This window comes from Segatella baroniae B14 (assembly GCF_022024235.1).
Lineage (GTDB): Bacteria > Bacteroidota > Bacteroidia > Bacteroidales > Bacteroidaceae > Prevotella > Prevotella bryantii.
Genome location: NZ_CP091799.1, coordinates 913,281 through 937,741 on the forward strand (window position 1 = coordinate 913,281; position 24,461 = coordinate 937,741).

General features: G+C 43.4%; 25 protein-coding genes. 18 read left to right on the plus strand and 7 right to left on the minus strand.

What is annotated here, in order from left to right; translation table 11 throughout:
• The first annotated feature begins 1 nt into the window (after nt 1).
• From L6469_RS03805 to L6469_RS03855, 11 genes are all read left to right on the plus strand, one after another.
• Nucleotides 2-490: a PH domain-containing protein gene (locus L6469_RS03805; protein WP_006281995.1), complete on the plus strand. Its 489-nt coding sequence runs from the start codon at nt 2-4 to the stop codon at nt 488-490.
• On the plus strand, nt 471-1,181 hold the full coding sequence (locus tag L6469_RS03810) for a hypothetical protein (RefSeq protein WP_006281996.1): 711 nt from the start codon (nt 471-473) through the stop codon (nt 1,179-1,181). Before L6469_RS03805 ends, L6469_RS03810 begins: the two co-directional genes overlap by 20 nt.
• Nucleotides 1,182-1,301: 120 nt before the next feature.
• Complete coding sequence (locus L6469_RS03815) at nt 1,302-1,889, plus strand: hypothetical protein (protein ID WP_223918768.1); 588 nt, start codon at nt 1,302-1,304, stop codon at nt 1,887-1,889.
• 25 nt (nt 1,890-1,914) lie between these two features.
• Nucleotides 1,915-2,622 (plus strand): hypothetical protein, encoded by a 708-nt coding sequence (locus L6469_RS03820; protein WP_006281998.1) that lies wholly within the window; start codon nt 1,915-1,917, stop codon nt 2,620-2,622.
• A gap of 29 nt (nt 2,623-2,651) precedes the next feature.
• Nucleotides 2,652-3,479, plus strand: coding sequence for a M23 family metallopeptidase (locus L6469_RS03825; RefSeq protein WP_006281999.1), 828 nt, complete (start codon nt 2,652-2,654; stop codon nt 3,477-3,479).
• A 23-nt stretch (nt 3,480-3,502) separates the two neighbouring features.
• Nucleotides 3,503-3,784: a hypothetical protein gene (locus L6469_RS03830; protein WP_039870140.1), complete on the plus strand. Its 282-nt coding sequence runs from the start codon at nt 3,503-3,505 to the stop codon at nt 3,782-3,784.
• 13 nt (nt 3,785-3,797) lie between these two features.
• The gene (locus L6469_RS03835) at nt 3,798-5,231 is read left to right on the plus strand and encodes a hypothetical protein (RefSeq protein WP_074803314.1); all 1,434 of its coding nucleotides are present in this window, start codon (nt 3,798-3,800) and stop codon (nt 5,229-5,231) included.
• 27 nt (nt 5,232-5,258) lie between these two features.
• Nucleotides 5,259-7,733: an ArdC-like ssDNA-binding domain-containing protein gene (locus L6469_RS03840; protein WP_074803316.1), complete on the plus strand. Its 2,475-nt coding sequence runs from the start codon at nt 5,259-5,261 to the stop codon at nt 7,731-7,733.
• 70 nt (nt 7,734-7,803) lie between these two features.
• On the plus strand, nt 7,804-9,372 hold the full coding sequence (locus tag L6469_RS03845; protein ID WP_050787933.1) for a glucosaminidase domain-containing protein: 1,569 nt from the start codon (nt 7,804-7,806) through the stop codon (nt 9,370-9,372).
• Between the two features lie 48 nt (nt 9,373-9,420).
• The gene (locus L6469_RS03850; RefSeq protein ID WP_006282554.1) at nt 9,421-10,053 is read left to right on the plus strand and encodes a hypothetical protein; all 633 of its coding nucleotides are present in this window, start codon (nt 9,421-9,423) and stop codon (nt 10,051-10,053) included.
• Nucleotides 10,050-11,597, plus strand: a complete 1,548-nt coding sequence (locus L6469_RS03855) for a zincin-like metallopeptidase domain-containing protein (protein ID WP_006282555.1) — start codon at nt 10,050-10,052, stop codon at nt 11,595-11,597. Before L6469_RS03850 ends, L6469_RS03855 begins: the two co-directional genes overlap by 4 nt.
• A gap of 126 nt (nt 11,598-11,723) precedes the next feature.
• Here L6469_RS03855 and L6469_RS03860 read toward each other — a convergent pair whose 3' ends face one another.
• The 7 genes from L6469_RS03860 to L6469_RS03890 all read right to left on the minus strand — a co-directional run bounded on the left by L6469_RS03860 (nt 11,724) and on the right by L6469_RS03890 (nt 18,552).
• Nucleotides 11,724-13,229, minus strand: coding sequence for an OmpA family protein (locus L6469_RS03860; RefSeq protein ID WP_006282556.1), 1,506 nt, complete (start codon nt 13,227-13,229; stop codon nt 11,724-11,726).
• Between the two features lie 130 nt (nt 13,230-13,359).
• Nucleotides 13,360-14,820: a MobV family relaxase gene (gene mobV, locus L6469_RS03865; RefSeq protein WP_006282557.1), complete on the minus strand. Its 1,461-nt coding sequence runs from the start codon at nt 14,818-14,820 to the stop codon at nt 13,360-13,362.
• A gap of 245 nt (nt 14,821-15,065) precedes the next feature.
• Nucleotides 15,066-15,878 carry a hypothetical protein gene (locus L6469_RS03870; protein WP_237851124.1) on the minus strand — a complete coding sequence of 271 codons (813 nt, stop codon included), beginning with the start codon at nt 15,876-15,878 and terminating at the stop codon, nt 15,066-15,068.
• Between the two features lie 144 nt (nt 15,879-16,022).
• Complete coding sequence (locus L6469_RS03875; RefSeq protein WP_143067206.1) at nt 16,023-16,520, minus strand: hypothetical protein; 498 nt, start codon at nt 16,518-16,520, stop codon at nt 16,023-16,025.
• A gap of 69 nt (nt 16,521-16,589) precedes the next feature.
• The gene (locus L6469_RS03880) at nt 16,590-16,952 is read right to left on the minus strand and encodes a hypothetical protein (RefSeq protein ID WP_039870487.1); all 363 of its coding nucleotides are present in this window, start codon (nt 16,950-16,952) and stop codon (nt 16,590-16,592) included.
• Nucleotides 16,953-16,978: 26 nt separating this feature from the next.
• Nucleotides 16,979-17,425, minus strand: a complete 447-nt coding sequence (locus L6469_RS03885) for a hypothetical protein (RefSeq protein WP_006282560.1) — start codon at nt 17,423-17,425, stop codon at nt 16,979-16,981.
• Nucleotides 17,426-17,469: 44 nt separating this feature from the next.
• Complete coding sequence (locus tag L6469_RS03890; RefSeq protein WP_039870489.1) at nt 17,470-18,552, minus strand: hypothetical protein; 1,083 nt, start codon at nt 18,550-18,552, stop codon at nt 17,470-17,472.
• Between the two features lie 299 nt (nt 18,553-18,851).
• Between L6469_RS03890 and L6469_RS03895 the strand changes: the two genes are divergently transcribed.
• The 7 genes from L6469_RS03895 (at nt 18,852) to L6469_RS03925 (ending at nt 24,350) form a co-directional block, all read left to right on the plus strand.
• Nucleotides 18,852-19,472, plus strand: a complete 621-nt coding sequence (locus L6469_RS03895) for a recombinase family protein (RefSeq protein WP_006282562.1) — start codon at nt 18,852-18,854, stop codon at nt 19,470-19,472.
• A gap of 16 nt (nt 19,473-19,488) precedes the next feature.
• The gene (locus L6469_RS03900) at nt 19,489-20,175 is read left to right on the plus strand and encodes a nitroreductase family protein (protein WP_006282563.1); all 687 of its coding nucleotides are present in this window, start codon (nt 19,489-19,491) and stop codon (nt 20,173-20,175) included.
• A gap of 118 nt (nt 20,176-20,293) precedes the next feature.
• Nucleotides 20,294-21,472: a leucine-rich repeat domain-containing protein gene (locus L6469_RS03905; protein ID WP_177181314.1), complete on the plus strand. Its 1,179-nt coding sequence runs from the start codon at nt 20,294-20,296 to the stop codon at nt 21,470-21,472.
• Nucleotides 21,473-21,539: 67 nt separating this feature from the next.
• Nucleotides 21,540-22,064, plus strand: a complete 525-nt coding sequence (locus tag L6469_RS03910; RefSeq protein WP_143067208.1) for a hypothetical protein — start codon at nt 21,540-21,542, stop codon at nt 22,062-22,064.
• 65 nt (nt 22,065-22,129) lie between these two features.
• Entirely contained in the window at nt 22,130-22,561 is a 432-nt protein-coding gene (locus L6469_RS03915; protein WP_039870492.1) for a hypothetical protein, read from the plus strand.
• A gap of 46 nt (nt 22,562-22,607) precedes the next feature.
• Nucleotides 22,608-23,042 carry a LexA family protein gene (locus L6469_RS03920; protein WP_006282566.1) on the plus strand — a complete coding sequence of 145 codons (435 nt, stop codon included), beginning with the start codon at nt 22,608-22,610 and terminating at the stop codon, nt 23,040-23,042.
• Nucleotides 23,043-23,054: 12 nt separating this feature from the next.
• Nucleotides 23,055-24,350, plus strand: coding sequence for a Y-family DNA polymerase (locus L6469_RS03925; protein WP_006282567.1), 1,296 nt, complete (start codon nt 23,055-23,057; stop codon nt 24,348-24,350).
• Nucleotides 24,351-24,461: the final 111 nt, after the last annotated feature.

The window sequence follows — 24,461 nt, forward strand, 5'->3', positions numbered from 1 at the left end:
AATGGATAGTATCAAACGATTCAGAACCATCACACTGCGTCCCCATTGGGCACAGTATTTCATCAGTCAGGGAATGCTTTTTATCATTACCCTGTTACTGTTGCTGGCAGCAGGTTGGGAAGGAACACCCATTCGTTTCCCTTTCATTGTCTGTGCTTGTATCATTGGTTTAGTACTATTATATAGATGCTTGTATCTCAACACATTGAAATATATCGTTTCAAGTGAACAGTTAATCATTGAACATGGCGTTTTCAGACGCAAAAATGACTATATTGAGCTATACCGTGTTGTTGATTACGAAGTCAACCGCAGCCTTGCTGAACAGCTTTTCGGACTGAAGACGGTCAGCATCTACAGCGGTGACAGAACCAGTCCCCGACTCGACATTTTAGGTGTCAAAGAAAACCTTGATGTAGTCAGCATTATCCGAGAACGAGTAGAATGGAACCGTCAGATAAAACACATATATGAAGTCACGAACAGGTAATATGAATAAGATATACGGAATTGTCTGTGTTATACTATTGTCTGGTGCCAGCCATATCCATGCACAGATAGCATCGAGCAACCCATTAGAGTATGTTGCCCTTGCGGAAGGCAATGAACTCATCAACCATCAAGTCAGTACGGAGATTGACCATCAGGAGAAGACCGCATTACTGCAGAACACCATAGCTGCAGAGTTCACCATGATTCATTCGTGGGAGAAGAAGTACAATTCCTATATCAAGAATGTCAGTGGATATGCATCTTCTCTGAATGCCTGTTCTCATCTCTATGACGACGGTGTACGGATATTTTTGGGTCTTATCAATCTGAGAAAAGCCATCAGCAGCCATCCACAGGGCATTGTGGCGACCTTGTCGATGAACAATCTCTACCTGGAGACAGCCACGGAACTTGTCAGTGTCTATACGCTATTGAAGGATGCCATTGCCAAAGGAGGAAAGGAGAACATGCTGACAGGTGCAGAGCGCAGCAAGACCCTTTGGGAACTGAATGACAGACTTGCTGCTTTCAGCAAAAAACTCAGTCAGCTTCAGCTATGCATCCGATATTATACGATGACTGATGTCTGGAACTCTGTTACGGCAGGAATGCTTGACAGAAGTCATGGAGAGATTGCTTCGCAGGCACATGAACGATGGGTTAGGTGCGGAAGGATGGTCAGACCATAAATACAGGAAACTATGCATCACACTCTGAAAGTTATCTTCTTTTCCCTACTCTTCCTGATTCCCTTCAAAGAACTGGGAGACACTGTAACAGCACAAGGCAATGATCCTGCTCTTGCCGGTATGATTATGCTTTATACAGACAAGGCAAAGAAAGAATACAAGCAGCAAGAGGCCGCCATGCTTCTTGAAACCACAGGACATGTGTGGATAAAAGAAGAAGTGAGCGCCACGACGGATCTTCAGAAGGAGTTCAATGACTATCTGGATTCCTTTCATTCCATTATCACCTACGCTGCACAGACATACGGATTCTTTCATGAAATCAGCAGGATGGCTGACAATATAGGGAATTTCCAAAAACAGCTGAGTGCCCATCCCGGCAATGCCGTTGCGGTAGCTCTGTCAGCTAACCGGAATAGAATCTATCGTGAAATCATCATGAACAGCGTTGACATTGTCAATGACATCAGACAGGTCTGTATATCAGATATCAAGATGACTGAAAAACAGAGAATGGAAATTGTATTCGGCATCAGACCGAAACTGAAAGACATGAACAGGAAACTGTTACGTCTTTCCAAAGCCGTCAAATACACAAGCATGGCCGATGTATGGTACGAGATAGAAGACGGATCCAGGGACAAGGCAGACAAGCAAGAGATAATAAAGAAATGCATGACACGCTGGAAGCGTTCTGCAAGATTTTAGAAAGAAATAATTAAACCAGAAAAATATGGGCTGGAGTACAGTATTGAAATCATTCGGCAAATGGGGACTCAGAGGCAGCAAAGCAGCCGTAGAGTCAGCCGGTAGTGCCATCGTTCATCCACAGCGGACGTTGAAAGGATTAGGTACATCTGCCAAGACGGTAGCCGCAGGAGGGGCTGCCGCCTATGTCGGTTGGGAAAAGCTCACCACCGACAAAAGTGTTGCGAGAATTGTCGGTGATGCAGTCGTAGGAGAAGGCACCATCAATGGCATTAGTCAGAAGATGGATGGTGCAGTCAGTTCCGTTACAGGGCTGACGGAATCCGTAGGAGGAGCCGTAAACACGATGAATGATGCTTTGACCAGTGTTGACAGCAAGTGGAGTGGCATGTCAAACTTCCTCAGAGGTATCTTCTCCGGCAATGGAGGTGATATGATAGGTAATTTCTTCAGAAACCTCGGAAGCGGCAATGTATCGGGACTTAGTCTTGCCGGACTGGTTGTTTCTGCTCTGCTCGTCTTCGGTCGCTTCGGATGGCTCGGTAAGATTGCAGGAGCCGTTCTCGGAATGATGATGATAGGAAACAATGCAGATATGGCACAGGTTCTTAGCGGTCACAAGCAACCGTCAGAACCCTTGTCTGCCAAAGCTGAGTCTCATACTCAAAAGTCTGATTTCCCCCTTGTTCCACAGCCTGAAGAAGAACGCGAACACATCCACAGATTCAGATAATACTCAACCGATTACATAAAGAATAAAGCATGAAATATACCCAAGATATGATGCTCCAGTCAGAAAGCGGCTACTGTATGCCCTTTGAGGAGCGAGACAAAGATGTCACCGTGACCCTTGCATACGGCAAGCAGATTCATCCCCTAACCCATGAACCGTTCTTTCATCATGGTATAGACTTTAAAGCCAGCCACTATCTGCTATCAGCGGTTGCCAGCGGTATAGTGACAGGATTGGGCAATGACAGTGTACATGGTGTTTATCAGATTATCCGCTATGATGACTATGAAGTGACCTATGCCCATCTGAGCAATGTATTCGTTACTTATGGAAAGCAGGTCCGTGCTGGACAGGCAGTGGCAGTCAGTGACCAGTTGCTTCATATGGAAGTCAGGTTCCGTGGAGAAGAACTCGATCCGATAACGTTCCTTACTATGCTTTACGGCAATCTCAAAAGCATGGAACAACAGGGCAAGGTAGGTATACCTGAGTTTGTTACTATTGACATGGATGTACATACTGCTTATGACAAAGATCGAAAGGAGATCGAAGAGCTGATGATCAGATATATTCCCGATTATCTTCACGATCTGTACAAAGGACTCTATATGGTACCCGAACACACCGAACTTGCTCTTCGCAATATCTTTGCACTGAGTACCAGCAAAGGGTACTTCTTTGAAGAACTGCCCAGCATGGCCAATCCGCTTGGGCTCGGTGTCCATAGTGTCGGTATTGCTGAGAAGGTACAGAACCTGTTGATTGGAGACTTTCTCAATTATATGGCACTCCGTCACCATGTCTATCTGAGTTCCCTCAGTGCACTCGAAAAAAAAAAGTATACGATGCAGCCATAACATCAGCCAACCTCGTGGATCCGCTGGCAAATCTGGAGATTGACATACAGAGCTTTGACATCAAACGTATCGTGAGTGTCTATCCTGACCGTTCAGGACTGCGGTGGTGGACTAAAGCCTGGTTCAACAACAGTGAGAACGGAGAAGATGCCATCGAGATAGACCGACAGATCGCCATCCGATTCATCAACGACAACATCGACAAGGATGAATGGCTCGAAGAATATTTTCCCAAGCAGATGGAAGTATATCATCATGCCATCGAGCAGACACGAGAACAGATACTGAGTCAGATGAATCTATAACAGACAGACAAAAATGAACAGTAACGATATATTCAACAAGAAGGTCATTCCTATCATGGACAAGGTGATGAAAGACCTTCGCCATAAACAGTTGGAAGAGATTGGCAGGCATACGAGCAGTCTGTCATACATCATGGCTGGTGCAGCAGGTCCCGATGGAGGTATGGCAGCACAGGCCGCCAGCCTTGACTCGCTACGTTATACGGGAAAATGGAACTCAAAGCATACAGAGGACTATATCCTGTTGGTTAAGGAAGAACTCAGGAAACAGAAGATTACGGTTACTCCCGATATGGAGAAAAGGATGATTGACAAGATGATTAAGGATGAAATACCCCGCTCATCTATTGAATACATCCTGAAGAAAGCTGCCTCAAATACCATCTTCTACCTTCCGCAGGCAATGAACAAATCTCCGCTTGAAAACCACATTTCAGAACAGGCAGAGAAAAAGTACAATCCTTCGCGCCTTGAAAAGGGAACTGGCTATGCCCTTGGTGCTGCTGCAGACTATCTTACGATGGGTGGCATAGGAGGAAGCTGGTCTGGCGCTGCCCGATTCGTGGGAATAGACCTGGCTGCCAATGCAGTTCTGGACAAGTCTGGTCGTTCAAAGAAGGACGATATCCCCCTGATTATTGACCCTAAATACAGAGAACAATACAAGGCAGAACAGGCTAAAAAAACGGATAAAGCTAAATGCTATGAGCATCCCAAACAGCCAGTTTCTGAACCGGTTACACAGAAGGAAGCATCTGTCAAAGGCTCCGAAAACAATAATCCAACAGAACCAGAGGAAGGACAGCATCAGACAACAACGCAATCCAGCCAAAACAATGCTGACGGATGGAGCGGCTTGCTCAATTCTTTCGGACTGAAAGGGATGTCTGATGTCAGTCATAATCTTGGCTACATCCTTGCTATGATGCCGGAACTGCTTGTAGGTATGCTGACTGGCAAGACACGAATGAAAGTCAAAGACAATCTTATTCCTATAGCGAGCATCGTAGCAGGTTTGTTTGTCAGGAATCCCCTTCTGAAGATGGTGCTTATCAGCATGGGAGGAGCCAATCTGATTAACAAAGGCGGTCATGAGATTCTGGAAGACAGAAAGGAAACTTCCGCTGGTGTTACAAAAACGAACTATATGCAGTATAGTGACCAGCCACTGAACCCACGCATACAGGACCCGGAACTAAGAGGAAACTGTTTGATTGCCACCATCGACAAGGTTCCATGTACCATTACGCTCTCCCCTATTATCGTTGATGCCTGCAATCAGGGAGCTTTGCCTCTGAATACATTGGCCAATGCCATTCTGAAGAAAAATGATCAGATGAAACTAACGGCTCAACAGAACTATAGAGACAGTGAAGTACAACAGACTACCCGTGAGAATTACGAGGAAAGGCAGCAGAGTATTGTACGTCCATTGGCACAAAGGTAAAACAGGTACAAATCTAAATATACGCTTATGACAGAAAAGAATCAGCATGAAAAGAATGCAGCAGAACGCCAGGTCGAACTGCTCATCAACGCACTGAAAAGTGCCAGACAAAATGGTGGTGTATGGTTGAATCCATCTTCCAAGACTGCGCCACAGTTCTATCCCAAGGGGGCGACCGTATCACCCTTCAATTCCCTCATATTGGCGCTTCACAGCGACCAGAACGGCTACAAAACCAACCTGTACACCCTGTTTAGTGAAGCCAAGAAACGAGGAGAAAGTGTTAAGGGAAGCGAAAAAGGCGTACCTTTCATCTGGTATAGCTGGAATGAGTATGTCAACAAAGAGAATCCCGAAGATAAAATTTCACGTACAGATTATCTGAAGCTGACTGCCGAACAGCAGGAGCAGTACAAGGGTGTCCGCAGCCGTGAGATGCGCATTCTCTTCAACATTGATCAGACTACCCTACCATTTGTAGCAAAAGAAGCCTATGCCAGTGTTGTATCAGAACACGGAAGCGCTGAAGACCGAGGTGTGGCAAACAGCAACCTCGCAGCTATAACAGTCAACGACATGCTTTTGAAGGCACGTGAGAACATGGTGGATGTACGCATGTCAGACAATGGTATTGCCTTTTACCACAAACGAGAGGATTATGTTTCCATCCCCTCTGAGGAAAACTATGACAGCCCAGATGACCGTGCTCGTGATGTGGTTGCCCAACTTATCAGTGCAACAGGGCATCCGCAGCGTCTGAACCGTGAAGGTATCATGGCACAGGGTGGCAAGATGACTACTGACGATGCTACCAGACAGAATGCGCTTGTCAACGAACTTGCCACAGGAGTCCGACTGCTCAGTATGGGTATTCAGGCAAAACTTTCACCTGAAAGCATGAAGATGGTAGATTACTGGGAGCGTGAACTCAAAGAGAATCCCTGTTTGATAGACAGTATAGAGACAGATGTCAACCAAGCGGTGGATATGTTGGAAAGGATGGAAAAAGGCGAGAAGATTGAGAAGAAACCTTCGCTGACCGACCAGCGTATTGACGCACTTCATGAAAGCGTGAACAAACACTATTATATAGCCGACGAAATCAGGAATATTCCGAACAGGGACACAAAAGAGATGGTGATAGTACGTGACAAAGCAGGAAAGACCGCAGATGTCATCCTGCCTGCCGGAGCCTCACTTACTGTAGATAATGAAGTGCCAGGCATGAACAAGACCCGTATAGAGTCTGCCCTTAAAAAAGAAGGATTTGATACCGTAAAGTTCTTCAATCCCGATGGCATCCATGGTTATCATCCAGATGATAGCCGCTTCGAAGATAAGGAAGTCTGTGTTTCCCGACTCATCAACTGGAATCTGAAGGAATTGGCACAGATTGATGTCAGTGAAGCCATCAAGCGTTCTGGCAGCATCGACTTTGAGAAGATTCTTATGCTCAAAGATGATGCAGGGAAATGGGTGATGTATATGAAGCCTCAGAACGAGACTTCCATTGCTATATATCCTGACAAGAATGATGTCAGTCTCTTCTTCAATACCATACGAGAAGGTAATGATGAAAAGTCCGAGCAGGTACGCTTCGACATGGCACAGAAGTATTATAATCAGTTCAAAGACAATTCTGCTCTGAAAGTTGAACTTTTCAAAAGTGACGCTACTGCGGAAGAACTCAGCAGAATAGAGCGAGTAAACATTTTCAAGACCAAAGAACAGGAGAACAAACCAAGCCGACTTCTCTGCATCGCTAAGATTGCCGGCATGGAGAAGATACCTCCCCGTGAAGTCAGTCAGGAACAATGGCAGCGACTATGGCTTGCTGATGACATGCGCGATTTCAAGACCCATCTTGCAGCCACACTCTTTGCAGATGTACTCCGTCAAGGCAAAACCGAATCAGTTGGTCTGGGCACTGACAAGAACGAGCAGGAGGCTCAGACAGAGTCCAGGGAACAAACTCAGCAAGCTGCATTCCAGGAAGATAACGACAGACAGGAAGCAGAACAGAAGGAATCAGCAGAGGAGAAAGAAAAACAGCAGAAAAAAGCCGATAAAGAGGCATCTGAGGAGGAAGCCAAGACTGCAACGCTCTCCCCTATGCTCCGTCAGTTTCTTGACCTTAAAAAGAAACATCCCGATGCTCTTCTGCTTTTTCGTTGCGGTGATTGTTACGAGACATATAAGGAAGATGCGGAGAAATCTTCGAAGATTCTTGGCATCACACTGACCAAGAGCACAAAGAATATGGATGATAAGGGCAAGCCCCTTGCGATGGCAGGTTTTCCCTACCACGCACTTGACATCTATCTTCCCAAGCTCATCCGTGCTGGAGAGCGTGTGGCAATCTGTGACCAGCTGGAAGCACCACGTCAGACCACAAGAAGAAGTATCAGTGAGCTGGTCAGTCCGGGAATTGCATCACAACAGGAGCAAACCGACCAGAAACAGGGAGTCAGACATGAGGAAAGCCAAGGATTCCATCGTTAACAATTAAAAAATACAGAATACAGTGACCAAATCCAGAGAAGATTATATCAACCAGTATGCTGAGTATGCTATGTTGCAGATGCGCAAATATGGCATACCAGCATCTGTAACGCTGGCTCAGGGTATCATTGAGTCAGCAGACGGAAAAAGTATGCTTTCCAGAACAGCCAACAACCATTTTGGCGTAAAGGGAGAGTTTAATGGAGCGTATATCCTTGCCAACGATGACAAGCCTAACGAGAAGTTTAAGAAGTATGACAATGTCGGCCAGAGCTATGAAGACCACTCTAAGGTACTCATGAGTGACCGTTATCGGAAGTACTGTGCAAAGCTTGCTCCTGACGACTATCGAGGATGGGCTACAGGCATCAAGGCAGGAGGTTATGCAAGTTCCAAAACCTACGTGAATACGATATGTGGCATCATTGAAAGTGCCAATCTACAGAAGTATGACAAAATGGTCATAGAACAGGCGCAAAAGGAAGGCAAGAAGATTGGCTCAGCAGACTACCGTAACAGTGATAACTCTGCAAAAGTCCTGTCGGTCCAGACACAAGGGCTGAATGCGAAGCCAGAATCCAATGGTCTCTATTCCCTTCCATTACAACGTTCGGAGTTCCTGCTCGTCACTTCACCTTTTGGGAACCGTCGTGACCCAATGGATCAGAACAGAACTCAGTTTCATGCAGGTATTGACATCCACTGCAAGAATGAACCGTTACTGGCGACAGAGAATAACGGCAAAATTGTGGGAGTAAACCACAACACCAATAATGGTGGCGGAAAAACCGTTACCATCGAGTATAACCGTCAGGATGGAACCAGGTATCAGACAACCTATATGCACATGTCCACTATTGATGTAAAAGTCGGCGATACCGTCCATGCAGGTCAGAAGATTGGTGTCTCGGGAAATACCGGAACAAGATCAACTGGCCCACATCTGCATTTCGAAGTCAAGACTATAGGCGAAGACGGTACACGACGCAATATCGACCCCGCGGCATATATTGCAGAAATCTGTCAGAAAGGTGGATTGTCTCAACAACTACTCAGTAATGGTAAGGACCTTCTTGCGAAATACAAGGTAGATAATCCCGTAACGGTTGAAAATGGTGCTGCCATTGGCCAGCAACGTCAGGAAGATTTGTCTCCAGAGGGATGGATGAAGAAACTACTTTCTTCAGAGGATAGTGGCACTGGTCTTGGCATAGATGGCGACCCCGTCATGGAGATGGCCATGGGAATGTTTTCTTCACTGATGGTACTTGCCCTGCAGATTGACAACAAAAGCCAGGAAGAAAAAATGTCGGCCGTAACAGAGGCTGCAATCAGCAAAAGAATAAACCTAACACAACTGGTACCAGCCATGAAATCGTGTGTTCTCTTGCTGGATGAATCAGGAAATGCTTCTCTTGAAATGGCAAATGGCAACCAGTCCATAAAACACCGTCTCAGCAACGCTGAAATGCAGAAAATAGCTGCTGCCCTCAATGATAGCACGTTGAGTGATGACGTAAAACGACAGCGAATAGCCGGCATCATCAGCAATATCGGTATCAGTCAGCAAATGTCCCAAAACTATGAACTGGCACGTGATCAGCAGGAGACTCAGAGTGAAACCCTTCAGCGAAGATAGCCAATAAAAGAACAGCCCCCAGACTAACAATTATAAAAAAAGAATATTATGATTAAATGTATTGTAACAGTTTGCGGTACACTTTCCCGAACAGCGATAAAGCGTACCAACAGAGAAGGCAATCCTTTCTCTGCTTTCGGAATCAAAGTGATCATTCCTGACAATACAGGAAATGACAAGGTCATTGAAATCAGCGTAGCCAAAGATGGTGACGAAGATCTTTCCATGCTTACTATTGGCAGTCGTATTGAGGTCACAGGTGTACTCACCTTTCACAAAAAAGAGGATAACATATGGCTTAACATCTCTGCCACCGGCATCAACTCTTTCAATGCTGGAAACAAGGACAGTATCACCGGAGATATGGAGTTTCGCGGCACACTTGGCAAGAAAACCATCGAAATAAAGAAAGACAAGAAAGGCAAACCTTTCAAGATTTTCTTTGCTTACAGTTCTGAACGTATCACATCTGCAACAGAGAATGAAGACGCGAAATATGCCTTTATCTGGGTACGTTTCGTCCAGTTCAATGCTATCGGTTCGGATTGGCTTGCGCCATCTGTTGGAGTCGATGTCAAGGGAGATTTGAACCTGACCGTGTATAACAACAACATCAGTCTGGGCTGCCGTGTCAAGGAACTTACACAGTGGGACAAGACGCAACATGGAACTAATGCATGAAGCCTATGACAAAAGAAAACAAACATTACAACGTTGATGGTCATTCAGCAGAAGACCGTGCGCTTGACAAGTTTGCAGAGCTTATGATTGAAAAGCTGGAGACCATTCAGAGCGACTGGAAAAAACCATGGTTCACCAAGGGAGCCTTTGTTGCCTTGCCTAAAAATCTCAGCGGACGTGAGTACAATGGCATGAACTCACTTATGCTGATGATGCAGGCTGAGAAACATGGCTATGAGCTTCCCGTATGGTGCACCTTTGACCGTGTTACCGGTCTAAACTTCACAAAGGACAAGCAAGGAGAAAGAACGCAAACCCGAGATTCTGAGGGCAAAACCCTACCACGCGTAGCAGTCAACAAGGGCGAAAAGAGCTTTCCAGTCTTCATTACGACATTTACTTGCGTTGATTCTGAGACGAAGGAACGAATCAAGTACGATGACTACAAGAAACTTAGCGAGGAGGAAAGAGCCCGATACAATGTCTATCCTAAGCTCCAGGTCTATAATGTATTCAACGTAGCACAGACAAACATCTGTGAAGCACGCCCAGAACTCTACCAGAAATTGTTAGAACAGAACACACAACAGAAAGTTCCAGAAGTCCAGGAAGGTGAGCAGTTTATTTTCCCTGCCATCGACCACATGATTACGCATAATGAATGGATTTGTCCTATCAAACCGACTTACGGGGACGATGCCTACTATTCCATCAGCAAGGCAGAAATTGTCATCCCTGAGAAGAAACAGTTCAAGAGCGGAGAGTCTTTCTATGCCAATCTTGCACATGAGATGGCACACTCTACAGGTGCAGAACAACACTTGAACAGACTACAACCAACATCCTTTGGTTCAAAGGAATATGCACGTGAAGAATTGGTTGCAGAATTGACAGCAGCTCTGACTTCCCAGCGTTATGGCATGAGTAAAGTCATCAAGGAAGACAGCGTACCCTATCTGAAAAACTGGCTTGATTCTCTGAAGGAAGAACCATCTTATATCAAGAACGTTCTTCAGGATGTCAAGAGGGCATCGAGCATGATCAATCAGTATATCGACAAGGTTCAGCTTCAGTTGGACGATGGTGTAGAAGTCAGTCAGGATGAGACGCAAAAAGAAAGTATCAGTTATGGCTCCTATGATATACCAAAGTGGGCACTCCCCTATATTCTGAATGGTGATACTTCTGGTATCAGCGACCGTGAACTGGAACTGATTGACACCTTTCTTGACCATCATTTTCCCGAAGGGTTCATCCCGGAAGTAGAAGAAGGCAAGGATAAAGAGCTCAACCTCTACCCCGCTTTTGGCGAGAAAAATGAGAATGCCATTACAGACAAAGGAGAATCCCCTTTTCTAGCCGTAGAGACCGTGTCTGTCAGGTTCGAATCACCTGGCTACTTTGAGGTGCGTTCAGAAGAACCATCTGGATATGCCACTGAAGTTGTAACAGACAACACACAGGACATACATGCCGCCAAAGATGTTCCACAACAACAGGAACAAGAGGAGGAAGAAGATGTTCATTATCATCGAGGAAGATAGTTTTGAAACTATCAAAGGATTGCAGAGGATTACCATTACTGATAATACTCTGCTTTTGTTATGGGAAAAACAAAGGGCACCGCTCAGAGAGCAGCACCCTTTCTTGTTTTACATGGGATGAGTCTTTCAAAAAGAAAGTATCACACAACTGTTACGATTAGCGGTAACAGGAGAAAAACTGTCAATACCGCCGATGGGATGAATAGTAATGTTTCTGGAATCAACTCCACGCTCAATCATTAGCCTTTTGATGAATTCAGCACGTTTGGTACTCAATTCGCAGTTGATAGCTTCAGTACCTGTAGCAGAATCTGCTGCCCCACTGATTTTCATTTTAAGACCATATTTCACTGCAATTCCAGCAATTCCCTCAATATTGAGCAGCTGACTAGGTTCTGTCAGTTCATCAGTGCCAATCTTGAAGAAGAAATAGACGGGAGCACCAATACAACCATTACTGTCATTCATACTGACCAGACAATCATGCTTGTACCCATCGATAGCATTCTCAGTTCTCTCATCTTGATTATAGCCACTTTTCTTCATTGAGTTCTGTGTGTTCTCCGACCTTCCGTTCAATCCCTTGTCATTCATACGGGCACGCAGCGAATTGAGTCCAGAATAGTTATTCTTCGGAAACAGTCGTTTGGAGGCTATCATCCCTTTTTGTTCAACGGAATCTCCATATATATCGAGCAATCCTTCTATCTCCAGGATCTTGTGATACTCCGCAATGATGCGGACATCTTCAACATGACGGTCTTTCAATCTGTTGCAGTATTCCATGAGTCTGTCGTTCTGATTTATGTATGGTCTTGCATCGATAACACGCTTCCATCCTGGCTTTCCTAAGGTGAGAGAAAGACCAGCACTCAGATTAAGCATATTGTCTCCAAAACGGTTTGATGCACCTGCAGCATCAAAGCTCCTGAAGGTGGTCATGCCGCTAAACTCGGCAGTCAGGTAAAGGCGGTTTGTCATTCGGCAACGTCCTTGTATGCCGTAAGAGAATGCAAAGGGGTGAGTATCACCGCACATTTTGCCATAGTTACCATTGGATTGAAAATCCTTATTATGAATCATACCGACTCCAACAAAAGGAATGACATCCCATCTGGATAATCCCTGGTCATTCAGACAGAAATCATGTGTCAGGTTATATAAAAAATCCGCATGAACATATCTGTATTTTCTGGTCTCCAGCTGACAGTCTTTGAATTCCATTCCCTGCCAAGCGATACGTCCACCGATAGCAGGTGTAAACCATTTGCCGACATTCACCTGAATGACAGGTCTTGTCCGGTCAAACAAGTCTGCACATCCCAAAGGAGAGCCGACGAAAGCAGATGTTCCACCCTGAATATTCAGGAACCAGTTTGAGCGCCAATCTCCCCCTAAAGTAACAGATGAAAGATAAGCAGGTCTGAGAGGAGTCAAAAGAGACGCCTCCCCAGATTCCTCCATATCAAAGAGACTGTCGCTCTTTGATATGGATGCGTGTGTCTGGACAACTGATGCCAAAGACAGCACAAAAATAAATGTAGTTTTATAAAACATGTTTCTTACTAATATCTGTTGTTGATTTTCAAATGCAGGCACAAAGAAACGATGTTTTTTCCTATCATATTCCATTATTTATAAGTTCTCCACATCTACTTAACACTTATTTATATCCGAGTATGATTTTACATAACGAATCAAACTCGCGGTTATTCCTGACAATAAGAATAACCACGAGAATGAACATAAAAAGCAGATATTGTCATCGCTTGACCTTTTTGGTTGCAGATGGCTTCATCATCTGGTTAGCCATGCGGACACAACGACGAGCCCAGCGACGATCATCCTCATCTGGATCTCTCCCCCACTTCATGTCACTGCCTCCTCCGCCACCTCCATGACTTTCGGCAAATTCTGTTGCTTGATCTAGATAGCCACCTACCAGCATAACTGCGCATTGGGCTATGGCATTCCCCCTTCTGGCGAAGTCCATCATCAGAGACCCATCAAAATGTTCGATGGTGTCATCGTCCGCATTAGCCATTACATGTTTGAACTCTTCCATCAGCACATTGTACATAGCATCAGACACTCCTGCCATACGATTCTTTGTAATCGTATCTGCCAATGCATTAGCTTCTGCATCCAGCTGGTCTCTCCGCTGTTTGACCTCACTCATATCAGTCTGCAACTGAGTAAGCTTATCTTTTGCCTGTACAAGCTTGACGGTCTTGTCTGCAAGTTTTTCCTCAATCCTGTCAAGCACAGAGCGTAGACTGCGAACTTTTGCATCCATGTCTTCGGGACTGATCTGTCCGTCTGCTACCGACCTGAAGCACTTGTCAAGCTGGTCTTCAATATCCTTCTTCTGTTTGAGAAGATTATCCACCATTGTAGAGAGACCTTTGGTCCGTATTTCAGCCATACGAATTTCCCTACGGAGTTCTTCCAACGTCTTTCTGTCCTTAGCCAGCTGTTCCTCCATGGAGACACACTCATCATTTAACTGGCGGCGATACTCTTCTGTTGTCCGGTGCCGTGCTCCCGTTTCGGTAATATCGCTGCCACGATGAAGTCCCCATCGGGCATTGACTACTGCAAGGTCATCATGAATGGCATGATTGATGGCAATATAGTCATACTTGTCTTTCCCTGCAAACATCTTTTTGTAGGCGAATTTATTTCTTTCGTCTATCGGAAGAAGTGTGAGATGTCCGTGCGGATTGGTCTCATCGAGGTGGACAACGAACGATACGATATTCTCTTCACCATATCTTCTGGCGAAGAAATTATACATATCCTTTGCCCAGTTCTCAATATCCTTTGTTCGCTGGATATGCGAATTGTCAGCTCCCTTCGTCAGATTAACCGTTTGACTGCCGAATGCAATTTCATGCATCCGTTCACGGGAACCGCCAAGAATGAAGTTTACCACCGTACGGTACTTTGGTTCATCGAGCCCCACATTCGGGTCAATGATGCCACGTGCCTTCAGGTTTTCCTTGATTCTTAAAGGAATACTTCTTGTTTTGTCAACAGGTTGTATTTTCCCTCCTTTCACAACTTCAAAGTTCAGATGCTCACGAGTAGCATCATAGTTGCCAATGCTCTCGGCGTAAGCCCTCGCCTTTTCAGACCGCTTACGCTGTATCTCATTACTGGTAGATGTGGTGATTCCCTTCGAAGGACGAAAGTCTATCACCTGTTTTGCTGTCTTTCCCATAATCTTTGATTTTGTTATTGTTCACTCCAACACCTGTCCCAGCTTGCTGCCTCAGTGGACAACAAGCCCATCTTCGTTGCCGAAGTGGGGGATTAGGCTCCCCTTCCCTTCTTTCAAGTGGACACTGCGCAAGCGCTGCACTGAAAAGGGCAAGCCCTTGCGTATGGTTTATTAACCACCACGTTCAGACTTGCCCAAGCAAAAAAAATGAAGAAACATCTGACAGGGTCCGAAATAATCGGTTATCATTTGCGAGTATCGTCTTTCTGTTCGGACGAACCAACAGACTCCGCTGCAAGAGACTGCGGCTTGTTACAACGAGACTGCACTGACAGGTAATAGTCGTAAAGTTTGCCCAGCAAAGAAAGATCATCTTCAGAGAACACATGATGCATATCCATATCCAGCGAAGGACGGCGCTTTTCATCAAGAGCAATGTCAAGCAGGCTGGCAGCCTGAATCCATTTGCCAACCGTCCATGGCTGGTCACCACGAAGTGTGTCAAGCATCAATGATTCAAAACTGGAATCAAGTGAGACTTCACCTGATTGTCTTGTTGCCTTAAAAGAAGAAATGATGAGTGCATGAACAAAGCGGATGATATAAGCTTCGTCACACCAGTACCTGCGGTTCACACCTTCCGACTCTGCCGAGAGGCGGCAATATTGCTCTGCGAACGGGACAAGCTCATTCATGCTGCGAAGACGCATGGAGAGGTGCACATAGAGAATCCTGCAATAGTCAAGCATATCTTCGGGAGTGTCTATTGGAATGAACATTCGCACATGGTTTACCATGGACACTTTATAACAATGCTTCTGAATTATCTTCTTGATTTCACCAATCTCTTCAAGTGAATCAAGGAAACTGCGGACAGTGGCACGATGCCAGTTCCATTTCACTGAGAGTTCTGTGATGGTTACAGCAAACTCGCCTGGTACGACACTAACCACTTCTCCGGTATGGACATCGTCATTTTTCTGGGAAGCGATTCTGTCCAGCAGGTCTATGTAAGCTTCCAGCTTGGTATATCTGCCACTTCTTTTAGGGCAGAGCAAATCAAGCACCGGACGGTTAAGCTTACATGCATTGATAATTTTGTCATTGATTTCAATTTTCATTTGTAATTAATGAGGAATATGCCCTGACAGGACAAATCCATCAGGGCGATTAAACATTTGTTCCGTACGTATTCACGCATGTCAGGCAAAATAATGTTTAACCGTTTCTTTCTCCAGCTCTTCGTAGCTGCCATACTGTGGTTCATCAAAGACATATTCTTTCATCTCCTTAGTCGGATAGAAGACTGCTGCCAAAAGAATATAACCCAGAGTAACAGCGAGCGTGTACATTCCTGTAGCAAATACGTTAGCCACTGCAACAAAACCAAGAATAGCCATTGCCACAGAACTTTTACGTAAACCTTCAAGAAGACAAGCTGTCCATTTAGGCGATACCAGAAATACGGCAAGAGCTGTGGATGCATATACTCCAGGGTGCCCTCCGTAAAGTTCAGGGCAGGTGGCATGGAACATAAGCACAAAAGCCAGCAGCATATAGCCGTACCGTCTGCGTTGATATTCACTACGTGCCATACGCTGACAGAACAGTACCATTCTCCTTGACTTTCTCTGATAGAAGAAAAGCGGTACCCACAGTAAAACGCTTACGAAAAGCAGATTAAGAATTGCAAGAATCATAATATCTTCAAATTAGTGTTGAATTATCGTATAATGAAAGTAATAATGTTTATTACCACCAAGTCTCTTTCAGAAACTATAAGGGTCGAGATGAAGGTGTACCAGACATAAGGTAGACTCCTCTATCAGTTGCTCTATCTGTTTCAATGACAATCTTCGCCGTGCGAAGTTGAAAGCGAACTGTGTGTCGAAAGCTCTCAGTTTACGTACACTTTTGTCTAGAACATACTCATGGATTGTCCACTTCTGTCCTTTGGAATAACCATCCATGCATCGATAGGATTCAAGCTTCATCGACCTGCCATAGATGACCTTTTCATTTCCAGCATGTGGGATGAAATACGGAACTAGTTCCTCAGAGAGTTCGGCTCTGATCCAGGTGCGATGCTCGTTAATTGTCTCTGCTAACCTGGCAAGAAATATGGTTTCCATAAACCGTATTGTACATCAAAGCTGAACTAACAGAAAGCCGTCATCACCTCGTCTTTGGACATTGAAAACTCGAATGTTCCTGTGCCTGTATGCTGTTCGAGGTCTTCAACGAGATGATTCATCATTACTTCTACAGAGAAGAATAGGGTTGCCGTAATCCTATGGATAAGACCATCAGCATCCGTGAGGGCATGAACAGCAAACTTATCATCAAAAGAATGATCGGAATAAGCGCACAGGCTGACACCCATATCCGTATTAACAGAACGGTGATGGACATACATGACAGTCATCTCCATATTATCCTCCAGCATATCCAGGACATCGTCCTTTGAAAGTGCTTTTCCAAGTTTGAACTCTATGACAGCATAGTAGTCATGGACCTCACAATTGCCAAGACTGGTATCAGCAAATACTCCTGGCATGAGGTCGGCTGCAAGCTCAATAAAATCTTCAATTTGCTTGTCGAACATATTGTAGTCTATTAAAGTTAATACGATAGATGTTTGTTTGAGTATCAGTATGAAGTCAGATACAGTTTCAGAATCAGATTTACCATATGAGAAACATTTTCCAAGTCTTTCGATACATGACTGTTTCGGTCAAGACGATGTATCTCGTCTGCAGCTTCACAGATTCGACAGAACTGTTCATCCGAAAGAGCAGCCCATCCCAATTGGTCTATGGAAACAAATGGCTGGATTGCCATCCAGTAATAAGCCTTCTTTTGGGATAATGAAAGTTTCCTGTGTTTGCGCAAACTCTCAATACATGTTTCTGCATTCAAAAGAATCCTTCGATTTGAGCGACAGGACATAATAAGCAAAGTTGTTTTGCTATCAATCTTTCCCTGAGAAGCGCTTTTGAAGATGCTATTGCATATTTCTTCTGTACCTTTAGTGATGTCGGAAAGATTTTCGCCACTCATTTCGGCGAGATTGTAGAGGAATGTACGGAAGATTCTGTCTTCCTCTCTGACGAAGTCCTTCAATTCCCCTGCATTACCACAACCTTTTTTCTTTGCACTTTGCAGAAAATCCCTGTATCTTGACAGGACTTTGTTCTTGTCTGCATGATAAAGAGGTATAGAATCGAGCCTCGAAAAGAAAGGAAGAATCCCGGCTACCGAAGCAGTCACATCCACGTCTTTCGAATATACTGATGAACCACGTTTTATGACAGCAACATCCTTCAACGAAAAATTCTTTTCAAGTACCATATTCAAAAGACGGGATCTGATGGAGTCATCTATGGAAGAATATCTGGATAGAATCCATGAATGTGCATAATAGGCTGAATCTTTCTGCAAAAAAGACAGCACGGTATCACGTACCTCTTTCCATTCCTTAAGTACTGAAACAACATCTTCAGAATGAGCAATCTCTTTCCCTTTCGTTTCATCACAGAATGACTGGTAACAGTCCAAAGCCTGACTGGTTGATTTGAAATCAAAATCATATTTGCTATCACTACATGACACCATTAAAAATACAGAAAGGATTGCTACTATAAATCTCTTCATTATACGAGTATGATAATTTAACCATACAAGTATAATATTATATACTTTATCCATACAATTATCCAGTGAATTATTCATTTCTGTTTCTGATTAAGAATATACTATTTACGATGTTATACGAATGATAAACGCCACAAAGGTAAGCATTTATTTTGACTTTGAAACCTGTTTGTATTGAGTTTAAGTTTAATTATGTATCATACATCAATAAAAAGTATAAATCATACTCGAAAAATATAACGAAAACGAGTACAATTCTTCAAATTTTGCTTAATGTTTATCGAGTATGATAATTATCCAGAGAAAATTTCGTATCTTTGTCGCTGAAAACATGCGTGCGTCCGCATGCACGTATACGAAAAACTGACAATTAAACGATGGCAAAAGTTGGTTATATTTTTTTGGCTGAAGGGTACGACACCTATGAAGCCGACATTCAGTGGATGAAGGAATACGGATGCGTTCGTATCATTGAAGAGAAAACGGCAAATGAAAGACTTCGTCCAGACTGGAGACAACTGCTCATGACCCTGGAGCGTGGAGATGTGCTTGTACTTAGCAAATTCAGTAACGCCCTTCGTGGAGTTCGTGAACTATCTGTCTTTCTGGAGTTATGCCGTATCAAGGTTATCCGCATCATCAGCATCCGCGACAAAGTAGATTCCAAGGATGAGGTATTTCCTCCCCTTTCTTCCGAAGCTATGTTAAACTTGTTTGGTGCTTTACCGAGCGAAATTTCCATTCTTAGGAAAGCATCTTCACATGTTATCAGACTGAGACAGGTAAAAACAAAGTCTCCTTCCAGCAAAAGCCGTCAGGAACGGGAGATGACGATTGTGAATATGTATAACGGAGGTCATTCTATCGATGACATCTGGCATATCAGCGGATTTCGTTCACGCAGTTCCATATTCCGCATACTTAACAAACACGGAATAACACTTAATCGTGGGCCTCATTCCGGACCGATTAAAAAGAGAAGCGAAAGAACCCGATAATCAAAGAAGACAAACAATGACACTACAAGAAGCTATTGAAGCCCGGCATAGTGTAAGGGCATACAAAAACGAGCCTTTGACAGAGGATGTTGTCAAGGTTCTGGAAGAGCAGATTGTTCTTCTGAACCGTGAAGGCAACTTGCACATGCAGTTAATCCTTAATGAGCCAAAGGCATTCCAAGGGACAATGGCCAAATATGGGAAGTTCCGTAATGCCAACAACTATATTGTCATGGCAGGAAAGAAAGCTGAAGATCTTGATGAACGCATTGGCTATTATGGTGAGCATCTGGTGTTGCTGGCTCAGACTCTTGGATTGAACACCTGCTGGGTAGGTCTTTCCTACTCGAAGGTGGCAGGAACGTATGAGCTTGGCGAAGACGAGAAAATTGCTTGCTACATTTCCATCGGTTATGGTGAGACACAAGGTGTCAGCCATAAAATCAAGACCGTCGAGCAAGTGAGCAATGCTAGTGACATCACTCCATCATGGTTTAAGAAAGGCGTTGAAGCAGCATTGCTTGCTCCTACAGCCGTAAACCAACAGAAATTTTCGTTTGAACACGTTGGAGTGAAAAACAATCGCCATCAAATAAGAGCAAAGAAGGGTTTTTCCATGATTGGTTATACCAAGATGGATTTAGGGATTGCCAGATACCACTTTGAGATTGGTGCTGGAGAAGTCAACTTTGATTGGGTATAGAAAGGTGTTAAGCAGATAAATCGAAATTTATCTGTCCTCATTATTTTTCATATAATCAAACAATTTGAGCAAAATGATGAAAAAGGTTTTTACAGTTCTAACGATTGCGTTATCAATAATGCAATTGTACGCGCAGCAAACAGAGATAAGACGCTCTGAATATCGTAGTATGGACGATGATGGAAATTTCATAAATGTTGTACAATTAGAGATAGGTGGTCGATATTTTTATGATATTGACGAAAATACCCATACGGCTATTTTTGAAAGGTGGTATGGCCGTGAGAACGATACAGAACTCATAATTCCTTCGTCTATAGATTATAACGGAGTGACATATAAGATTGTTGCTCTCGGTGACGAAGTAGGTAACCAAAACGAAAAGCTCGAGAAGGTAATTATACCAGAAGGTGTAACCAGAATTAATGGATTTGCATTTTGCCATGGATTAAAAAATATAACAATACCCTCTAGTGTAAAAGAAATTGGCAGCAATGCTTTTAAAGAATGTATTGAGTTGGAGAGTATAGTCTTACCTGAGGGACTTTCCACACTAGGTTATCGCGCCTTCTATAATTGTGTTAAGCTCAAATCGATTGTTATTCCTAGTAGTGTTGCTCGTATCGAGTCAGGCGTATTTCACAATTGTCAGCAACTTTCATCCATAACGATACCTTCGACTATTTCAGAGATAGGAGAAGAGGTATTCTATAACTGTGTAAGTTTGAAGACTATAAACTTTAATGAGGGACTCCAATCTATAGGAAAGGGGGCTTTCCTTCATTGTGAAGCATTAAAATCTATTGTTTTACCGAATAGTCTTAAAGCATTAGCTTCTTATGCTTTTTCTGATTGCACTTCTCTTGAAAGTGTTAAGTTCCCTAAATCGTTAAAGGTGATTCCAGAAGCAGCATTCGCGAAATGTGAAGCTCTCACTAGCATTGAGTTCCCAGAAAGTATATACAAAATTGAACGCTCTGCCTTCAGGGAATGTACAAGTTTGAAAAAAGTAGAGCTACCAAGAAATTTGACTGCATTAAACAACTGTGTATTCCAAGGATGTTCATCGCTTATTGAAATCGTTGTTCCTGAGGGAGTGACTAAAATTGGTTACGGTTCTTTCTGTTCATGTAATAGCCTCACGGATATATACTGTTATTCGGAGATGCCACCAGCGATAGATGGTGCTTTTGATGATGTCCCTCTGGAACAAGTTACCGTGCATGTTCCCGTTGTTAAAAAGTATAAGAAGGATATTAGTTGGAAAGCATTTGGCAAACTTGTGCCAATACAATAAATATAATAATTGATTAAGTTGATTTGATTATTATATGACAGAATTGGAATGTTTAAGAAATAGTCTTGTGTTAACAGAGACAGATCCTACCAAAATTGAAAGCATTTTCAAGGGAATAGCTAAGAATTTGCTCAACAATTTTGTCATCAGAAAAGGAAAAAAATTATATCACATGGTCGAGATAGAGTTTTATTATAACTTAACTGACACAGCGCATATAACGTACAAGCGTATGACTGAGGCTGGAGAGTGGTTCAACCATGACTATGGTGTTGATCTTGCATTCAAGAGTAATGAAAAGTCATACGGAGGAATACTCATCCGCTCCATCGAGTGCAATGGTAAATTTTGCAATGGACCATTAAAGACCAGAGCCTTGCTATTCCAGTTTGATGCTTTAGGAGAAAAGGGGGCTGTTCCTGCGCTAGAATATTGTCCAAGGGCAAAAGCAATTGAGCCTATTGCAGTTACACGGTATAATATATCTGAAAGACAAAAATTCAGGTACTGCATTCCAAGGGAACTCTGGATCGAACACAAGGGATATACAGCATACCCATGGGATTATAAAGGAAATCCTAAATATAGATAATAGATGTATATGTTGTGGAGAATAAATAAAATCTACAAAGAAATTCCAATTTATCTGAGTGTGATATGACTTTAAGAAATAAACTTATAGATATTGCTTTGCAATGGCAAGAAAGCTTCGGGGTTGCACCATCAATTACAAGTGCCATTTCCGAATATGATGCTGCAATGTTAGTTGGAATGAAAGAAAGCGAATATTCTGAATATATGAAGGATAAAACAGCCGTAAGCAAAGGTGCAGATTTTGTTTTTAAAAATATAAGATACCAAGTAAAAGGAAATCGTCCAAGCGGGAAAAAAGGCAGTTTTGTAACAAAGGTGCCAAAGGCTTCTAATTACGAATGGGACAAGTTGATATGGATACTTTACGATAAAAACTACGTAATGCAAGAAGCATGGGAATGGTGTGTCCAAGACTACAGGTTAGCTTTTGACAGTATAAAGAGACTATCTCCCAATCATTACAGAAAAGGGAAATGTCTATATCAAAAAGAATAATATTGTAATAAGGTTAATTCCAATTTATAGAATAGACAAATAGATAATGGCTAATATTCAAATTATACAAGGTGATTTTGAACAAAAACTGAAACTTCAGCTCGCTCCTGGCATAAAAGCTGGTTTTCCTTCTCCAGCTGATGATTACAGCCATGAGACGCTGGATTTCAATCGTGATCTTATTCGTAATCCTGAAGCAACATTCTATGGCAGAGTGGAAGGCAACTCGATGATTGAAGCAGGCATTAATGATGGTGATATTGCTGTCATTGACCGTTCCGTAGAAGCTCAGCATGGGGATATTGTCGTTGGCTATATCAATGATGAGTTCACCATCAAGTACCTTGATTTACAACATCGTAAAGACGGCTATATAGAATTACTCCCTGCCAATAAGGACTTCAAGCCTATACGCATCGATCCAGATGATCGCTTCGAAGTATGGGGTGTGGTGATTTGGACTATCAAACGCTGGAAATAAAGGTTTTGACTCATGTACGGCATCATTGACTGCGATAACTGTTACGTCTCATGCGAGCGTGTCTTTCGACCAGACCTGAAGGACAAGCCTGTCGTTGTTCTCTCGAACAATGACGGTTGTGTTGTGGCACGTTCAAATGAAGCCAAGAAGATGGGTATCAAAGCCGGCACACCTTATTTCCAACTGGCAGAACAGTTTCCAAATCAAAAGATAGCAGTTTTCTCATCTAACTATGAGCTATATGGTGAACTGACAGGTCGTGTGGTATCAATTATCCGTAAGGAGGCACCTGCATATTTCCGTTACAGTATCGACGAGTGCTTTGTTTATCTCGACGGCATGGAACATCTTGATTTAAAATCATGGGGCGAAAACCTTCATAAGATAATTAAACAGAACGTAGGAATGCCTGTCAGTATCGGGCTTGCACCAAACAAGACCCTCGCCAAGATGGCCAGTCACTTCGCCAAGAAATACCAGGGTTACCGTCATTGCTGCATGATTGATTCAGACGAAAAACGCATCAAGGCTTTGAAGCTCTACCCTATCGATGAAGTGTGGGGCATTGGCCGACGTTATGCAGCACGACTTGAATCTCTTGGTGTGAAGACTGCCTATGACTTTGCCGAACACAGTCAGAGTTGGGTACGAACCACATTCAAGAATATCGTTATAGAACGTACCTGGAGAGAACTGAACGGCGAAGACTGTGTGCCCAATGAAGAGATGGCTAAGAAGAAATCCATCTGTACTAGTCGTTCTTTCAACGGTATGATAACAGACCTTGATGGACTACGTACTCACGTATCGAACTATGCTGCCAGATGTGCAGAGAAACTGCGTCAGCAAGGTACAGTTGCGTCCATTGTAGGCGTATTCCTAAACACCAATGCTTTCCGTGAAGACCTGCCTCAATACTGGAACTTTCAGGAAATGCAACTTCTCACACCCTCCAGTTCTACAATAACTATCGTAAAGACAGCCAATGAGGTTCTTCAGAAACTCTATCGTAAAGGCTATCACTACAAGAAAGCTGGTGTTATTGTCATGGGGATCGGTCCGAGCAATCCATTCCAACCGGATTTGTTCGATTTCAATGCAGAACAGTTTGAGAAGATGAAACGATTGGACGCCGTTATTGACCGCATCAACAAAGTCAATGGAACTGAGACCATTGTACTTGGCAGTCAGCAATACACTCAAAAAGATGGCAAGGGAAAGGCTAACGTCTTTGCAAACGCCATCAAACATGATTTCAAGAGCAAGAATCCAACGACTCGCTGGAGTGACATTATTCGATTAAAATAAAGGGTAAAAGAAAAAAAATAATGATACAGATAACAACATATAAAGAGAAATACAATCAAATAACAAGAGCCATCCAAATCTGAGGACGTATATGACAGTTTTAACACTTGA

Coding starts and splice junctions, on each gene's coding strand:
- L6469_RS03805 (WP_006281995.1), top strand. CDS start 2: ATGGATAGTATCAAACGATTCAGAACCATCACACTGCGTCCCCATTGG.
- L6469_RS03810 (WP_006281996.1), top strand. CDS start 471: ATGAAGTCACGAACAGGTAATATGAATAAGATATACGGAATTGTCTGT.
- L6469_RS03815 (WP_223918768.1), top strand. CDS start 1,302: ATGATTATGCTTTATACAGACAAGGCAAAGAAAGAATACAAGCAGCAA.
- L6469_RS03820 (WP_006281998.1), top strand. CDS start 1,915: ATGGGCTGGAGTACAGTATTGAAATCATTCGGCAAATGGGGACTCAGA.
- L6469_RS03825 (WP_006281999.1), top strand. CDS start 2,652: ATGAAATATACCCAAGATATGATGCTCCAGTCAGAAAGCGGCTACTGT.
- L6469_RS03835 (WP_074803314.1), top strand. CDS start 3,798: ATGAACAGTAACGATATATTCAACAAGAAGGTCATTCCTATCATGGAC.
- L6469_RS03840 (WP_074803316.1), top strand. CDS start 5,259: ATGACAGAAAAGAATCAGCATGAAAAGAATGCAGCAGAACGCCAGGTC.
- L6469_RS03845 (WP_050787933.1), top strand. CDS start 7,804: ATGTTGCAGATGCGCAAATATGGCATACCAGCATCTGTAACGCTGGCT.
- L6469_RS03850 (WP_006282554.1), top strand. CDS start 9,421: ATGATTAAATGTATTGTAACAGTTTGCGGTACACTTTCCCGAACAGCG.
- L6469_RS03855 (WP_006282555.1), top strand. CDS start 10,050: ATGAAGCCTATGACAAAAGAAAACAAACATTACAACGTTGATGGTCAT.
- L6469_RS03860 (WP_006282556.1), bottom strand. CDS start 13,229: ATGGAATATGATAGGAAAAAACATCGTTTCTTTGTGCCTGCATTTGAA.
- mobV (WP_006282557.1), bottom strand. CDS start 14,820: ATGGGAAAGACAGCAAAACAGGTGATAGACTTTCGTCCTTCGAAGGGA.
- L6469_RS03875 (WP_143067206.1), bottom strand. CDS start 16,520: ATGATTCTTGCAATTCTTAATCTGCTTTTCGTAAGCGTTTTACTGTGG.
- L6469_RS03880 (WP_039870487.1), bottom strand. CDS start 16,952: ATGGAAACCATATTTCTTGCCAGGTTAGCAGAGACAATTAACGAGCAT.
- L6469_RS03885 (WP_006282560.1), bottom strand. CDS start 17,425: ATGTTCGACAAGCAAATTGAAGATTTTATTGAGCTTGCAGCCGACCTC.
- L6469_RS03890 (WP_039870489.1), bottom strand. CDS start 18,552: ATGAATAATTCACTGGATAATTGTATGGATAAAGTATATAATATTATA.
- L6469_RS03895 (WP_006282562.1), top strand. CDS start 18,852: ATGGCAAAAGTTGGTTATATTTTTTTGGCTGAAGGGTACGACACCTAT.
- L6469_RS03900 (WP_006282563.1), top strand. CDS start 19,489: ATGACACTACAAGAAGCTATTGAAGCCCGGCATAGTGTAAGGGCATAC.
- L6469_RS03905 (WP_177181314.1), top strand. CDS start 20,294: ATGCAATTGTACGCGCAGCAAACAGAGATAAGACGCTCTGAATATCGT.
- L6469_RS03915 (WP_039870492.1), top strand. CDS start 22,130: ATGACTTTAAGAAATAAACTTATAGATATTGCTTTGCAATGGCAAGAA.
- L6469_RS03920 (WP_006282566.1), top strand. CDS start 22,608: ATGGCTAATATTCAAATTATACAAGGTGATTTTGAACAAAAACTGAAA.
- L6469_RS03925 (WP_006282567.1), top strand. CDS start 23,055: ATGTACGGCATCATTGACTGCGATAACTGTTACGTCTCATGCGAGCGT.